General features: G+C 71.4%; 12 protein-coding genes. 8 read left to right on the top strand and 4 right to left on the bottom strand.

All coding sequences use genetic code 11. From position 1 onward, the window contains the following. Positions 1 to 418: 418 nt before the first annotated feature. The 8 genes from ACIQAK_RS32200 (at position 419) to ACIQAK_RS32165 (ending at position 10,782) form a co-directional block, all read left to right on the top strand. Positions 419 to 1,930, top strand: a complete 1,512-nt coding sequence (locus ACIQAK_RS32200; protein ID WP_366392526.1) for an aldehyde dehydrogenase family protein — start codon at positions 419 to 421, stop codon at positions 1,928 to 1,930. A 209-nt stretch (positions 1,931 to 2,139) separates the two neighbouring features. Then, complete coding sequence (locus ACIQAK_RS32195; RefSeq protein ID WP_366392527.1) at positions 2,140 to 3,819, top strand: ABC transporter substrate-binding protein; 1,680 nt, start codon at positions 2,140 to 2,142, stop codon at positions 3,817 to 3,819. Beyond that, entirely contained in the window at positions 3,816 to 4,742 is a 927-nt protein-coding gene (locus ACIQAK_RS32190) for an ABC transporter permease (RefSeq protein WP_366392528.1), read from the top strand. The genes ACIQAK_RS32195 and ACIQAK_RS32190 overlap by 4 nt, the downstream gene beginning before the upstream one ends. Beyond that, positions 4,727 to 5,647, top strand: coding sequence for an ABC transporter permease (locus tag ACIQAK_RS32185; RefSeq protein WP_366392529.1), 921 nt, complete (start codon positions 4,727 to 4,729; stop codon positions 5,645 to 5,647). The genes ACIQAK_RS32190 and ACIQAK_RS32185 overlap by 16 nt, the downstream gene beginning before the upstream one ends. Continuing rightward, positions 5,644 to 6,642, top strand: coding sequence for an ABC transporter ATP-binding protein (locus tag ACIQAK_RS32180; protein WP_366392530.1), 999 nt, complete (start codon positions 5,644 to 5,646; stop codon positions 6,640 to 6,642). Before ACIQAK_RS32185 ends, ACIQAK_RS32180 begins: the two co-directional genes overlap by 4 nt. After that, a complete protein-coding gene (locus tag ACIQAK_RS32175) occupies positions 6,639 to 7,484 on the top strand; it encodes an ATP-binding cassette domain-containing protein (RefSeq protein WP_366392531.1) in 846 nt (281 codons plus the stop codon). Before ACIQAK_RS32180 ends, ACIQAK_RS32175 begins: the two co-directional genes overlap by 4 nt. 303 nt (positions 7,485 to 7,787) lie before the next feature. Further along, positions 7,788 to 9,362, top strand: a complete 1,575-nt coding sequence (locus ACIQAK_RS32170) for an NAD(P)/FAD-dependent oxidoreductase (RefSeq protein ID WP_366392532.1) — start codon at positions 7,788 to 7,790, stop codon at positions 9,360 to 9,362. 184 nt (positions 9,363 to 9,546) lie between these two features. Beyond that, positions 9,547 to 10,782 carry an amidohydrolase family protein gene (locus ACIQAK_RS32165; RefSeq protein WP_366392533.1) on the top strand — a complete coding sequence of 412 codons (1,236 nt, stop codon included), beginning with the start codon at positions 9,547 to 9,549 and terminating at the stop codon, positions 10,780 to 10,782. A 78-nt stretch (positions 10,783 to 10,860) separates the two neighbouring features. On the opposite strand, the gene ACIQAK_RS32160 is transcribed toward ACIQAK_RS32165, so the two are convergent. From ACIQAK_RS32160 to ACIQAK_RS32145, 4 genes are all read right to left on the bottom strand, one after another. After that, a complete protein-coding gene (locus ACIQAK_RS32160; RefSeq protein ID WP_366392534.1) occupies positions 10,861 to 11,847 on the bottom strand; it encodes a DMT family transporter in 987 nt (328 codons plus the stop codon). A 185-nt stretch (positions 11,848 to 12,032) separates the two neighbouring features. After that, entirely contained in the window at positions 12,033 to 12,671 is a 639-nt protein-coding gene (locus ACIQAK_RS32155) for a TetR/AcrR family transcriptional regulator (protein ID WP_366392535.1), read from the bottom strand. A 76-nt stretch (positions 12,672 to 12,747) separates the two neighbouring features. Further along, positions 12,748 to 13,875 carry an FAD-dependent oxidoreductase gene (locus ACIQAK_RS32150; protein ID WP_366392536.1) on the bottom strand — a complete coding sequence of 376 codons (1,128 nt, stop codon included), beginning with the start codon at positions 13,873 to 13,875 and terminating at the stop codon, positions 12,748 to 12,750. After that, on the bottom strand, positions 13,859 to 15,115 hold the full coding sequence (locus ACIQAK_RS32145) for a Glu/Leu/Phe/Val dehydrogenase dimerization domain-containing protein (protein ID WP_366392537.1): 1,257 nt from the start codon (positions 15,113 to 15,115) through the stop codon (positions 13,859 to 13,861). The genes ACIQAK_RS32150 and ACIQAK_RS32145 overlap by 17 nt, the downstream gene beginning before the upstream one ends. Between the last annotated feature and the right edge of the window lie 52 nt (positions 15,116 to 15,167).

The raw sequence follows: 15,167 nt of genomic DNA, 5'->3' as shown, positions 1-15,167 counted from the left end.
CTGGCGAGCATCACCAGAGCGGCAGGTCCGGCGACTCCTCGGGCTAGACCAAGAACAGCCAGACCGTCAGGACCGAGCACAGAGGCTTTCCGGCCACCGTGGACCGCAAAGCGACCGAGAGCATCGCGTCATCAGCCTCCGGTTGACCTGGCATTATCGGCGTTCCGCGACCGGTGCCCGGTGCGGGTGGGAGGGAAGCGCCGCTTCGCGAACCGTGGTCGGCCCCGTAGCCGCCGCGGCCGGTACGTCGGGCCGTCGTCTCAAGTGCTGATTCGGGAGTCAGTAATTTGCCCTCCTCTATTGACTCTCAAATCAGTAGCGACCTACCGTTCGAAACCAGCCAAGCGCAGGCCGTCCTTCCGGGCCCGCCCGCCGCGCGGCTGCCCACCGAACCCAGTCGCCTTTGAGGAGCACGACCATGGGTCATCCGGTCACCCACAGCATCAGAAGCCGCCTCGATACGGAGCGGCGGCACTTCTGGATCGGCGGTGCGTGGCGGCCTCCCGTCGACGGAGGCGACACACCGCACACCGTAGTGGCCGATCCCACCGGGCGCGAGGCCGTGGGACGCGTACCGAGCGGTACGGCGCGGGACGCGTCCGCCGCCGTTGCCGCCGCCCGTGAGGTCTTCCCCCTCTGGGCCGCTGCGGACGCAGGCGTCCGCCGGGAGCTGCTCGCCGCCGTGGCGGAGGGCATCGCGCAGCGCGAGGCGGACTTCGCCACGCTGATCAGTGCGGAGATGGGCGCCCCGATCGACAACGCCCTCCACACCCAGACGCGGCTGGCTGCCGAGGTGTTCCAGTCCTATGCCGACCTCCTCGCCGACCACGCGTGGGAAGAGCGTATCGGCGCCTCCCAGATCGTCCGCGAGCCGGTGGGCGTCGTCGCCGCCATCACCCCCTGGAACTACCCGCTCTACCTCATCGCGGCCAAGGTCGCCGCGGCGCTCGCCGCCGGCTGCGCGGTCGTCCTCAAGCCGAGCTGCGACGCCCCGCTGAACGCCTTCCTGCTCGCCGAGGTATTCGCCGAGGCCTGTCCGGCTGTCGGTGCGCCCGGCGGAGTGTTCAACCTGGTCACCGGCCCGGGAAAGGTGGTGGGCGAGGCGCTCACCACACACCCGGAGGTCGACGCGGTGTCGTTCACCGGGTCGACCGAGGCGGGCCGGTCCGTTGGGATGTCGGCGGCCGGAACCGTCAAACGCGTGGGTCTGGAGCTCGGCGGCAAGTCCGCCAGGGTGATCCTCGCCGACGAACCGGACGGCACGACGGTGCGCGACCTCGACGACGCGGTACGCCTGGCGCTCTCCGACGCCTTCTACAACTCGGGGCAGACCTGCACCGCCTGCACCCGAGTGCTCGTTCCCCACGCGGTGTACGACCGGGCGGTGGCCCTGGCCGCCGAGGAGGCCGGGCGCTGGGAGCTCGGCGACCCCGCGCTGGCGGGCGAGCATCTGGGGCCCGTCGCGACGGCCCGGCAGTACGTCGGCGTCCTGGCCCACATCGAGCAGGGAGTGGCCGAAGGGGCGCGTCTGGTCGCCGGCGGAAAGGCCCCGCCGGAGCGCACTCCGACCGGCCTGGGCGCGGGCCACTGGATCCTCCCCACGGTCCTCGCCGACGTCACCAACGACATGGCGGTCGCCCGGGAGGAGATCTTCGGACCGGTGGTGTGCTTCCTGCGCTACCGGGACGAGGAGGAGGCCGCCCGGATCGCCAACGACTCGATCTACGGTCTCGCGGGGGCGGTCTGGTGTACGGACCGGCTCCGCGCCGAGGGGTTCGCCCGGCGGATCCGGGCCGGTCTGGTCACCGTGAACGCCGGCCGGTTCAGCGTCCTCGCCCCCACCGGCGGCTACAAGCAGTCGGGGGTCGGCCGCGAACTCGGCGTGCACGGTCTCGACGAGTACACGGAAACGAAGACCATCCAATGGTGACGCCGCCGACGCGGTGCGGGCACACGGCCGGCGCGGTTCCGCCGCCAGTTCCGCCGCCCCGCCGCGACCCGCTGTGCGCGGCACCCGCGCCGCCGCTCGCGGGATCCCCCTCCCTCAAGTCGCCGTACGCCGTCCCCACGCGCCCGACACCAGGTTCCGTCCTGCCGTCCGGTCACCCCGCGCCGGGACGGTCCCACGAGAGGACGCCCATGGCCGGACCACCTAACGAACCGACCCGACGGCTGGTCCTGGCCGCCGGGGCCGCGGGAGGCGTCGCCTGCCTGCTGACCGGCTGCCAAGGCGGCCGGCCTCTCTCCTCCGCCCCCGCGGGTCCGCCAGCCGACGTGCCGCGATGGGCTCCGGGGCCGGGCGAGCCGGCCGGTGCGAGGCGGGGCGGCAAGGTGATCACCGCCTGGTCGAACGAGGCGCAGTCCTACGATCCGGCGATCGGCTGGGACCTCCACAGCTGGGAGGCCATCTCGACGGTGCTCTACGCACCGTTGTACCAGTTCGCCGACCAGTTCGACGGCCCCGCTCCGCACGCCGCCCAGGGAGCGCCTCAGGTGTCGAAGGACGGCCGGGTGTACACCATCCCCCTGCGCCGCGACGTGCGCTTCCACAACGGCCGCCCGGTGGTCGCCGAGGACTACGTCTTCACCTGGACGCGTCTCATGGACCCGGGCCTCGCCTCCTGGGCATCGAGCTATCTCTTCGGGATCGAGGGCGCCGAGGCGGTGTACAAGGAGAAGGCGGAGGAGATCCGCGGGCTGAGCACCCCGGACCCGTACACCCTGCGCGTCACGCTCACCGAGCCCGACGTCCTCTTCCCGGCCCTGCTGTGCATGCCCTACACGGCCGCCCTTCCCCGTGAGGAGGTCCGCCGCCTGGGCGCCGAGTTCGGCCGCACGCCGGTCGGCAGCGGCCCGATGCGGATCACCCGTTACGACAGCAAGGGCCGGCGAGCGGTCTTTGAGCCCTTCGACCAGTACTTCTGGCGGGGCACCCCGCTCATCGAGCGGCTGGAGTACCGGTGGGCCATCGGCTATCCCCTCCAGGCGCTCCAGCTCAGCGGTGGTCGGGTCGACGTCCTAGGTGAGGGGCTGGTGGCCAGCCAGGCCGCCCGGTTCACCGCCGACGCGTCCATGCGCGAGCGGTTCGTGCAGGCCGTTCCGGTACGCGGGACGCAGTGGCTCTCGCTCAACCACAAGCGCAGGGAGCTGCGGGATCCGCGCGTGCGGCGGGCTCTGAACTGGGCGGTCGACCGGGAGCAGCTCATGCGGCTCACGTTCGGCCTCTCGGACCCGTGGGGCTCGCCCTTCCCGAAGAGGCTGGACCGCTTTCGGCGTACGGCGAAGCCCTACACCTTCGATCCGGAGCGGGCCCGCGCGCTTCTCCGGGAGGCGGGGGTCGAGAGGCTGAGCCTGGAGTTCCTGCACGGCACCCAGGACCCCTGGCCACTGCTCGGGCAGGTGCTCCAGCAGCAGTTCGAGGCGGTGGGCGTGGAGCTCAACCTGAACGCCATGAGCCAGGCCGCCTTCGAGCTGGCCATCTCCGACGGCAAGGGCGATCTCTACGGGTCGCACCTCTACATCACCCTGAACAGCGCCCTCGAACTCGTGTCGTCCAACTTCACCTCGGACGCCTCCTACAACTACGTCGGTTACACGAACGCGCGGGTGGACTCCCTCGCCGTCAGGGCGCGTAAGGCCCGCAGTGTCGAGGACGCCAACTCGCTCCTCGCCGAGATCGAGGACGAGCTGGTCCGCGACGCCGCCGGCGTCTTCGTGGGCAGCATGAACTTCCTCGCCGCACGTGCGCCGGAGGTCCGCAACTACCAGATGCGCGGCGAGACGGGCACCTACTACGACCGGCTGTGGGTGAAGCGATGAGCGCTCTTCCGATCAGCACGCGGAGGCCCGCGCCCGCCGGGGCGCACGCGCCAGGGGGCGGTGGGGCCGCGGCCCGCTCCGCCGCGGCGAAGGGCAGCCGGCTGTGGCTCGCAGGGGTGGTCCTGCTCGGTGTGCTGGGCCTGCTTGCCCTGCTGGCCCCGCTGGCCGGGTCGCCGTACACGATACACACCGACAGCCTCAGTGCCGACGGCCTGCCCAGCGGCGTCGGAGCGCCCGGCCATCCGCTGGGCACCGACGCCATCGGCCGCGACATGCTCGCGCGCTCGCTCCACGGGCTGCGGGCCACTCTCATCATCGCCCTGGTGGCCAACCTGACCTCCGTTGGCCTGGGCGCCGCGGTGGGGCTGGTGGCTGGTTTCTACCGGGGCTGGATCGAGCAGTGCCTGATGCGCCTCGTCGACGTGTTCCTGTCCATTCCCACCGTGCTGTCCGGCCTGGCGCTGGCGAGCATCGTGGGCCGGGGCACCACCGGCATCATCATCGTCGTCACCGCCCTGTACTGGGCGTGGACCGCGCGGCTGGTCCACGGGGAGACGGTACGGCTGCGCAGCCGCGGGTACGTCGAGGCGGCCCTCGCCCACGGCGTGAGCCGCCTTACCGCGCTGCGCCGCCACGTACTGCCGCACCTGTCCACCGTGCTGCTGAACGTCGCGGCGCTCAACGGGGCGGCGGTCGTGGTCGTCGGGGCGGGGCTGTCGTACCTCGGAGCGGGCATCCAGCCGCCCACCCCGGAGCTCGGCAACATGCTCGCCGACGGCTCCGACAGCATGACCTACGCCCCGCACACCCTGTTCGTCCCCCTGGTCCTCGTCATCGCGACCGTCCTGACGTTCGTTCTGATCGCCGAAGGGCTCAATCGACGCAACCCTCTCTCGGAGCGACGCTCATGGCTCGACGCATAGGCATACGCATCCTGCTGGGCCTGTTCACCGTCATCGCGGTGGTCCTGCTCACCTTCATCCTCCAGTACGTCGTCCCCGGCGACCCCGCCCGCAGCATCGCCGGGCCGAAGGCGGGCCCGGAGGTCCTCGCGGAGATCCGCGACCGGCTTCGCCTCGACGACCCGCTCTGGTCGCAGCTCGGCCACTACCTGGGTTCGGTGGCGACGGGCGACCTGGGCACCTCCTACGCCAACGACCGTCCGGTCCTCTCCCTGATCCTCGAACGGCTTCCCGCCACCGCCGTCCTCGCCGCCGCCGCGCTCGCCGTCGAACTCGCCCTCGGCGGGCTATGGGGGTTGTGGGAAGCTCTGCGGCCCCGGCGCAGCTGGCTGCTGGCGACCGTGAACGTCGGTCTGCTGTCGATGCCGGTGTTCTCCCTGGGCTTCCTCCTTCTCCTGCTCTTCGGCTACCAGATCCCGATCTTCCCGATCGACGGCGGCACCGGGGCGGCGCAGATCGTGCTCCCGGCGCTGACGCTCGGCATCCTGGGAGCCCCCTACTACGCCAACGTCGTCCGCGACAGCACCCGCGAGGCCCTGTCCTCCGCGTACGTGCGCACCGCGGTCGCCAAGGGCCTCAGCCGGCGGCGCATCGTCGTCCGGCATGTGCTGCGCAACACCGCCTCGCCGGTGACGACCCTCCTCGGCATGGACGTGGCGGTCTTCCTCTCCGGCGTCGTCTTCGTCGAGACGATCTTCGGCTGGCCCGGGATCGGCCAGATGCAGACCGAGGCGTTCGCCGCCCTCGACCGCCCGCTGCTCACCGGCACGGTGATCGTCGCCGCGACCCTCGTCGTGACGGCCAACCTGCTGGTGGACCTCGTCAGGACCGCCATCGACCCTCGTGCAGCATCGGAGACGCCATGATCGCCACCCCGGAGGCAACCGCCGTCCGCAGTCTCGGCAGCGAGGTCACGATAGACGGCCTCAGCGTCGCCTACGGAGACTTCACCGCCCTGCGGGACGTCTCGCTCCAGGTGCCCGCGGGCACCACCACCGCCCTCGTCGGCGAGTCCGGATCCGGCAAGTCCACGCTGGCGCTGGCCGCTGGCCGCATCCTCCCGGCGGGCGCCCGGATCATCGGCGGTTGCGTCCGGGTCGGGGACGTCGAGCTGACCGCCCTGGGCGGGAAGGCCCTGCGGGAGGCGCGGGGCCGTACGGCCGCCTACCTGGCCCAGGACGCGTCCGCCGCCCTGAACCCGGTGATGCGGGTGGGCCGGCAGATAGCGGAGGTCCACCGGGTCCGCGACGGAGCCGGGCGCGTCGAGGCCGATCTGCTGGCCCGCCGGGCGCTGGCGGACGTCGGCATCCCGGACCCCGAACGGGTGGCGCGCCTCTACCCCCACGCCCTGTCCGGCGGTATGCGGCAGCGCGTGATCATCGCGATGGCCCTGGCCTTCCACCCTCAGCTCCTCATCGCCGACGAGCCGACCACCGCGCTGGACGTGACCGTCCAGGCCGAGATCGTCGGTCTGGTCAGCCGGCTGCAACAGGAGTACGGACTCACGGTCCTGTGGATCACGCACGACATGTCGGTCGTGGCGGAGATCGCCGACCATGTCGCCGTCCTCTACGGTGGCCGGCTGGTCGAGCACACCGATGTGCTCACCCTCTTCGAGGGGGCCCGCCACCCATACACTGAGGCGCTGCTCCAGTGCTTCCGCAGCGGGCGCGACGCCGGGCCAAAGGAGCCCTTCACCACCATCTCAGGCAGTCCGCCGGTCGGCGGCACTCCCCCGGGCTGCCCGTTCCACACGCGCTGCCCGCTGGCCGACGTCCGCTGCGGCACCGACCTCCCGGAGCCACGCCGGCTGGCCGAGGACCACGTAGCCGCCTGTCACCGGCTGGAGGGCCTCCGATGACGCGAACCGCACCCGCGGCGGGCGCGCCGCTGCTGGAGGCCACGGGCATCACCAAACGCTACGGCCGCTACACCGCGCTCGACGAGGTGGACCTGCGCATCGAGGCGGGCCGCACGGTCAGCATCGTGGGGGAGTCGGGCTCGGGTAAGTCCACCCTGGCGCGCATCATCGTCGGCCTGGAGCGGGCGGACAGCGGCAGTGTGCGCTTCCGCGGAGAAACGGTCCGGGGCCGCCGGGCCCGGCACGCCTTCCGCCGCAGCGTCGGCGTGATCTTCCAGGACCCGTACGAGTCGATCGATCCCCGGCTGACGATCGGCGAGGTCGTCGCGGAGCCGTTGCGCGCCCACGGGCTGTACCGGGCCGACGGGGCCCGGCGGGTGCGTGAGCTGCTGGACTCCGTGGGGATGGAAGGGGTCGATGCCGAGGCCTACCCGCACCGCTTCTCCGGTGGCCAGCGGCAGCGCGTCTGCATCGCCCGGGCGCTGGCCACCGATCCCGAGCTCGTGATCTGCGACGAGCCGACCTCCGCGCTCGACGTGTCCGTCCAGGCGCAGATCCTCAACCTGCTGCTTGACCTGCAACGGCGGCGCGGGCTGTCGTACCTGTTCATCACGCACGATCTCGATGTCGTCCGCCGCATCAGCGACGAGGTCGACGTGCTGCTGCGCGGCGCGCTGGTGGAGCGGGGCAGCGCGGAGCAGGTCACCACCCGGCCGCAGCACGAGTACACCCGGCGGCTGCTGGGCGCGGTGCCGGCCATCTCTCCACGCCTGCGGCGCATCGGAGTGCCGCTGGCCTCCGGTGCCCCGGCGGCGGAAAGCACCGGGCAGCCCCCGGTGTGAGCCCGCGCGACGCACCTGGCCCGGACACGCTCCGTAAGGGGAGAGTAGGACGTCGGTGCGGCCGAGCGTGTCTTTTACTGACTGGTGAGTCAATCAATATCATCAGCTCGAATCATCCCTGGAAGCACGTCCCGCGCTCAACGAGAAGGCCGCTGGACCGTATTCCACCTGGTGTTACACCTTCCCTTCGCACGTCTTCGGATATCTCCCGTCCTGCCTCGCAAGTCAGCAACTTCATCCAACTCTCGGCGAGAGTTCGCCGAATCTCTTGCGGTTCACGAAAGGTGCGTGTTACCAAGAGTCATGCCAGCACAAGCGGAAGTCTCCAGGAATGTCTACGACGTCGTCATCGTCGGTGGTGGTCATAACGGGCTCGTCGCCGCCACCTATCTCGCTCGCGCCGGGCGCTCGGTGCTCGTCCTCGAACGTCTCGATGTCACGGGCGGCGCGGCCGTCTCGACCCGGGCCTTCGAAGGCGTGGACGCGCGCCTGTCGCGCTACTCGTACCTCGTCTCGCTCCTGCCGTCGAAGATCGTCGACGACCTGGGCCTCACCTTCGCCGTACGAAAGCGCTCGGTCTCCTCCTACACACCCACGGACCGCGACGGCCGGGCCACCGGGCTGTTCGTCGGCGGAGGCAGGGAGCGCACCCGTGCCTCCTTCCGCTCCCTGACCGGATCCGACGCCGACTACGAGGCGTGGGAGAAGTTCTACGGCACGACCGGAGAGGTCGCCCGCAGCATCTTCCCCACCCTCACCGAGCCCCTGCCCACCCGTGCCGCCCTGCGTGCCCGGATCGGTAACGACGCGGCCTGGAACATGCTCTTCGAACAGCCACTGGGCGTGTCGATCGAGGAGCGCTTCCGGGACGACCTGGTGCGCGGCGTCGTGCTGACGGACGCCCTCATCGGAACGTTCACCAGCGCCCACGACACGTCGCTCGCGCAGAACATATGCTTTCTCTACCACATCATCGGCGGAGGCACCGGCGACTGGGACGTGCCGATCGGCGGCATGGGCGCCTTCACCGACGCGCTGGCGCAAGCCGCGCGGGCCGCCGGGGCGGAGATCGTCACTGGCAACGAGGTCCTGCGCATCGAGCCGGACGACCCGCACTCGGTGGTGACCTACCGCACCGAGGGGGGTGAGGCCGCGGTCGCGGCCCGCAAGGTCCTGGTGAACGCCTCTCCGGAGGCCCTGGCCGAGCTCGTCGGCGACGGGGCGGCCGACGAACAGGCCGAGGGTGCCCAGCTCAAGGTCAACATGCTACTGCGACGCCTGCCGCGGCTGCGCGACACCTCCGTCGACCCGCGCGAGGCGTTCTCCGGCACCTTCCACATCTCCGAGGGCTACGGACAGTTGGAGACGGCCTACCGCGAGGCCGCGGCGGGCTCGCTGCCGTCCGCGCCGCCGTCGGAGATCTACTGCCACTCGCTCACCGATCCGACCATCCTCTCCCCGGACCTGGTCGAGCGCGGCTACCAGACGCTGACGATGTTCGCCCTGCACACGCCCGCGAGGCTGTTCGAGGGCGACAACAACGCGAAGCGCGAGGCTCTGCTGAAGGGGGCGCTCGCCCAGCTCGACGCGGTCCTGGACGAGCCGATCGCCGACTGCCTGGCGGTCGACGGTGACGGCAGGCCGTGCATCGAGGCCAAGACCCCGCTGGACCTGGAGCAGGAACTGCGCCTGCCCCGGGGGAACATCTTCCACCGGTCGCTGGCCCTGCCGTTCGTCGACGAGTCCAGGACCACGGGTCGCTGGGGCGTGGAGACCGCGCACAAGAACGTCCTGCTGTGCGGGGCCGGCGCGGTGCGGGGCGGTGGCGTGAGCGGCATCCCGGGTCACAACGCGGCCATGGCCGTACTGGAGGAGTGAGCGGTCGCCCGCCTGCGGCGGCGGCATGAGGAAGCCGTCCGGGCGCGGCCCGGTCCGCGTCCGGGCGGCTTCCTCCCCCGTTCCCGGGAGTCGTGCGGCGTCCTCGGCCGCCGCTCCCGGGAACCGAGCATTACCGCACGGCTGGGACCGTCCAACCGTGCGACCGATCCGTCGAGGAGGAGCGATGACCCTCGCGCTGCGATGCGCCCGGCTGTTCGATGTCGAAGCAGGTGAGGTGCTGACCGATCGCACCGTGCTGGTAGAAGGGGAGCGAATCAGCGCGGTGCTGCCCGCCGCGGTGCCGGTCCCCGAGGGCGTGGAGGTCGTCGATCTGGGAGAGGCGACGCTGAGCCCCGGTCTGGTCGATCTGCACACGCACCTGATCGGGGTCGCCGCGTGCGGCGACCCCACGCAGGAGATCAAGCAGAGCGCCGCACAGCAGGCGTTCGAGTCGATCGGACACGCCCGCGCGACGCTGATGGCCGGCTTCACCACGGTCCGGGACCTCGGCAGCTACCGGGCCTTCGTCGACACGGCCCTGCGGGACGCCATCGACAACGGCACGGTGCTCGGCCCGCGCATGGCGGTGGCCGGAGCGTATGTCACGGTCACGACCGGCGGCGGAATGATCACGGGGCTCGCCCACGACGTGCGGCTGCCCGAGGAGTTCCGGTTCGGCCGGGTTCGCGGGGTCGACGACACGCGCGAACGGGTCCGGGAGATCCTGCACGGCGGGGCCGACGTGATCAAACTGATCGGCACCGGAGCGGTCATGGCCGCCGGCACCGTCCCCGGTGCCCCGGAGCTCACGGAGGCGCAGATGCGGGCCGCGGTGGAGGAGGCGTCGTACTACGGTGCTTACGTCGCCGTCCACGCGCACGGGACCGAGGGCATCAAGATGGCTGTCCGGGCCGGTGTGCGCTCCATCGAGCACGGCTGCTACCTCGACGACGAGGGCATCGAGCTGATGCTCCGGCACGGCACGTACCTCTCGTCCGACATCTGGTGGAGCGACTGGCTCGTGGAGAACGCGGAGGGTGCGGGATTCGACAAGGAGGCGCGGGCCAAGAATGACGACGCCACCGGCGCCCAGCGTGAGGCGTTCGCCAAAGCGGTGCGCGCCGGGGTGAAGATCGGGTTTGGCACCGACGCCGGCGGGTTCCCGCACGGCATGCAGGCCCGCCAGCTCGTCACCATGGGCGCGTACGGGATGTCGCCGATGGAGACGCTGCGCGCGGCGACGCTCACCAGCGCCGAGTGCATGGGCTGGGAGGACCGCATCGGGTCTATCGCGCCGGGGAAGTACGCCGACCTGATCGCCGTGCCCGGTACGTCCGGGGACATGGCGGCGTTCACAAACGTCCGCTTCGTGATGAAGGGCGGTCAGATCGTCAGGAACGAGCTGACAGCGGGGCGCTGACGCCGACGGGCCGGTCCGGTGCGGGACACCCCGCGCCGGACCGGCCTTCGTTTGTCCCGGGACCGTACGGAACAACCCCTACAGGTGCCGGGGCCTGGGGACGTCGGGACGGTCCTCGTGGTCGGGGGCCGTGTGCGGCTCCGGGAGTGCGAGCGGGTCGGCCAGCGGTGGCGGGACCGATCGGTCGGCGGAGACGACGAGGAACATAGCCACCAGGACCAGCATCCCACCGATCACGGTCCGGCCGGTCAGCGAGGCCCCGACGAGCAGGCTGAACACGGCCACGCACAGCGGTTCGCAGGCCAGCACGACCGCCGCCCCGGCGGCGCTGACGCGGGACTGCGCCCAGGTCTGCACCGCGTACATGCCGAGCGTCGCCAACAGCGTGGAGTAGGCGAGCCAGCCCCATCCGGCCGGGGTGTCCGGCAGGTCGATGCCGCTGGGCACCGCCCAGCAGGAGGCGATCACACCGGTGCCGAGGATCTGCAGGGTGGCCAGGCCGTAGACCTTGTCGGGCGAGGAGTACTCCGACAGGAAGGCGACCTGGATCGAGTACGAGAGGGCGGCGGCCAGTGTCAGCCAGCTGCCGAGGCTCAGCGCGACGCCGTTGAACGAGATCACGGCCAGGCCGCTGGTCGCGACGAGCACACCGGCCCAGACCCCCTTCGTCACCTTCGTCCGGAACAGGACGCGAGCCACCAGCGGGGTCAGGACCACGAACAGCGAGACCAGGAAGCCGGACTGGGACGCGGGAATGTAGTGCTGGCCCTGAACCTGGAGGAGGGTGCCGGAGCCGAGGAAAAAAGCCAGGCCCAGTCCGGCGAGCGTGTGGCGGCGGCCGAGCGAGAGGATCGCGCGCGGCCGTATCGCCACCATGATGAGGCCGGCGAGCACGAAGCGGACGGCGACCAGGCTCGGCGTGCCCATCTCGGGAAGCAGCCAGACCGTCGCGATGTAACTCCAGCCCCAGACGGCGGTGGCACAGGTCAGCGCGATGATGGCGATGCGCTGTCCCGGCCCCCCGCGGCTGCCGAGCCGCTGCTCTGTCTGCCGGGTGGTGGTCATGAGATCCCCCCTCTACTGGGTACGGCGGCCGGCCGGGTGGCGGCGCACGGCCCCCCGCAGCCTATTTTTTGACTGATTCGTCAGTCAACACGTGGGAGAGGTCGACCCTCGTCGTCGAAGGGGGGGCCGGAGGTGCCGTCGGCACGGACGGGTCCGCGCCGACGGGGGATCGCGCTCGGCGCGCCTCAGGAACCGGAGGACGGCTGTACGACGGCGCGGCGCGGCGCCAGGTCCGCCGGATCGACGCCGAGCAGCGCGGCGACGTGCTTGCGGACCCACCGCGTGGCCTCCGCTTTCTCCAGGGTGCCGCGCCGGGCGACGAGCTGCACCGCGAGGCCGTCCAGGAACAGCGTGATCCGCCACGCCGCCTCCCGCGGGTCCGCGCAACGGAACTCGCCGCTGTCCACTCCCTCCTGGACCAGCTGGGCGATGGACGTCTTCCACTGCTCGTCCATGGTGCGCATGACATCGTGGAGCCCCGTGTCCCGCATGCCCGCTGACCAGCCGTCGATCCACAGCCGCCAACCCACGGCCTGCCCCATCGGCGCGTACAGGCGCAGCAGCGCCTTCATCCGGGTCAGTGCGGGCGATTTGCGGGCCAGATTGGCCAGCAGGGTTTCCATCTCCCGCTGTGCCGCGTGGGAGAAGGCCTCTTCGACGAGCAGTTCCTTCGTCGCGAAATGGTAGTGGAGCAGGCCGCTGCTCACTCCGAGCGCTGCCGCGACGTCCGCGACACGCGTCATCGCGATGCCTCGCTGCTTGATCTGCTCCACCGTCGCGTCGAGGATCTCCTCGCGCCGCAGGACCACTGCTTTGCGTGCCACGGAGGACAGCTTACCCGGCTTCCTGACTCGCGTGTCAGGAAGTCTCGGGTCCGCCCCGCCGGAACCTGCTCTCCCCTCAGCTCGTTCCGGAGGTGCGCGGTAGGTGCGCGGCGAGCCGGAAGGACTCGGGCACCTCCGCGTCGCCGGTCATCAGGCCGACGGTGAGCTCGCCGATGAGCGGGGCGAACTTCGCACCGTGTCCCGAGCAGGGCGAGCACACGACGAACGGCCCGACCCGGTCGAGCAGGAAGTCCTCGCTCGGGGTGAAGGTGAACAGGCAGCTGGTCTCGTTCCGGGGTACGGGGTCCAGTCCCGGGAGCCACCGTTTCACGTACTCGACGGCTCTCGCCCGCGACTCGGCGGTGACCACGCCGTCCCGGCCGCCGGCCGTCGTGTTCCGGCCGCTGTAGTGCTCGCCGATCTTGCGGTCGTCACCGGCCCCGCCGTCCCGCCCGCCGGCGAGGTGGTAGATGCCGGCTCCCTGCTCGTGGAGCACGCTGGGCCACGCGGCGGCGGTCGGGTCCAGGCGCGGGAAGTGGAAGGTGTCCTGCTGGGTGACGGTCAGCGGCGGCAGCTCGACGTGTCCTGCGAGCAGTTCGCCGGTCCAGCCGCCGGCCGCGACGACGACGTGGTCGGCGAGGACCGTGTCGCCGTCGGCCAGCTGAACCCGGGCGCCGGCACCGGCCGCCTGCAAGGACGTCACCGCGCTTTCGTGGCGGACGACCGCGCCCCGGCGGACCGAAGCGTCCGTGAACGCTGCGACCGCGGTTGCGGCGTCGACCGTGCCGCCCTCCCCGTGGTGGACGACCGGGCCCTCGAAGCGCATACCGGGCCAGCGGCGTTCGGCTTCGTCAGCGTCGAGCACCTCGTGCGCCACTCCCGCGGCGGCGAGCTGGGCCGCGACGGATTCGGCGTACGGGCGGGTGCCGAAGTCGATGCTGCCGAGCATGCGCAGCAGGGAGGTGCCGGAGTCCAGCTCCAGTTCCCGCCACAGATCGAAGGAGCGCCCGGTCAGCCGGGTGTACAGGGCGTCCTCGTAACCGCGCCGCACGATACGGGAGCTGCCGTGCGAGCTTCCTCGGGTGTGCCCGGGCGGGAACTGCTCCAGCAGCAGCACCGACAGGCCTCGCCGGGAAGCGGCCCAGGCGGTGGCGGAACCCATCAGGCCGCCGCCGATCACGACGAGTTCAGCGCGGGTCGCCATGGCCGCCTCCGTTCGCGTGATCGGCGGCGGGCTCGCCCGGCCGTCCGAACCGGGCCTCGATGTCGCCCATGTTGCGGTCGACCACGCCCAGGGCGGCCTCGCGCGGCGTCACGCCGTGCTCCTCGGCGCCCTTGAGAATGTCGGCGGTCAGCCGGCTCATGGCGTCGCGGACCTTGCGCTGCGCCAGGTCCGCGTCGGTCCCGATGTCGCCGAAGAGCGTCCACCACCACCAGGCGTTGGTCGCGGAGTTGGCCACGAAGTCCGGCAGTACGAGCGTGCCGCGCGCGTGCAGGGCGGCTTCCGCCTCGGGGAGGGTGGGCATGTTGGCGGCCTCCGCGATGATCCGGGCGGTGACGCGTCCCTGTTCGGCCGCGCCGATGCAGTACGAGACGGCCGCCGGGACGAGAATCTCGCAGGTGATGTCGAGCCACGCGTCCCCGTCGGCCTCGGTGTCGCCTGGCCGCAGCTGGGAGCGGTCGATCCCGCCCAGGCCGTCGCGGGTGCGCAGCAGCCGTTCCACGTCGAGACCCTCGGGGTTGAGGACCACGCCCCAGGCGTCGGCCAGGCCGACGACGCGCACGCCCGCCTGGGCGAGGTAGCGCGCGGTCGCGCCGCCCATCGACCCGAACCCCTGGACGACAGCGCGTGCCGCGGTGCGGCCGATGCCGAGGTGGTCGAGCGCGGTGAGAGCCGACTCCGCGACGCCGAGCCCGCCGACAAGGTCGGCGAGCAGAACGCCGTCCACGTCGACGGCGAACGCGTCCGCCAGTCGTGCGCGGGCCTCGGCGGCGTCGTCCAGGAGCGGGTAGATGGCCTCGATGGAGCTGTCCACCCCTAGCTCGGCGAGGACGTCGTCGAGGGTGTCCTGGCGCAGTCCGAGGTCCTCACCGGTGGTCCAGTGGTGCTTGAGGAGCGAGCGGACGGCGTCGAGGTAGCGGCCGAGGACCTCCCGGGCCCGCGGATCGTGCGGGCTGCAGTCGATGCCGCCCTTCGCGCCGCCCAGCGGGATGTAGCGGTTGGCCGGGTCGTAGTGGAGTGCTTCCTTGCGGCTCATTCCGGCGGCCAGTCCGCGGACCTCGTCGAGGGTGCACCCCTCGCGCATGCGCAGACCGCCGCTGGAGACGCCTCTGACCAGCCGGTCTATGACGACGTACCCCTCGCGTCCGGTGACGGGGTCGGTCCAGGTGACCTGGAGGTGGGGCGGTGGGGTGAATCCGGAGCTCAGGGTGTTCGCTGTCATGACTTCCGTCCAGTGCGGGCACGCGTCGCAGACGGTGCGTTCTCGGGAATGA

Origin of the sequence: Streptomyces sp. NPDC088706 (genome assembly GCF_044752765.1) — a bacterium.
Taxonomy (GTDB): domain Bacteria; phylum Actinomycetota; class Actinomycetes; order Streptomycetales; family Streptomycetaceae; genus Streptomyces.
The sequence above is the reverse complement of the archived record's forward strand: the minus strand, read 5'-3'. Positions and strand labels throughout refer to the sequence as shown.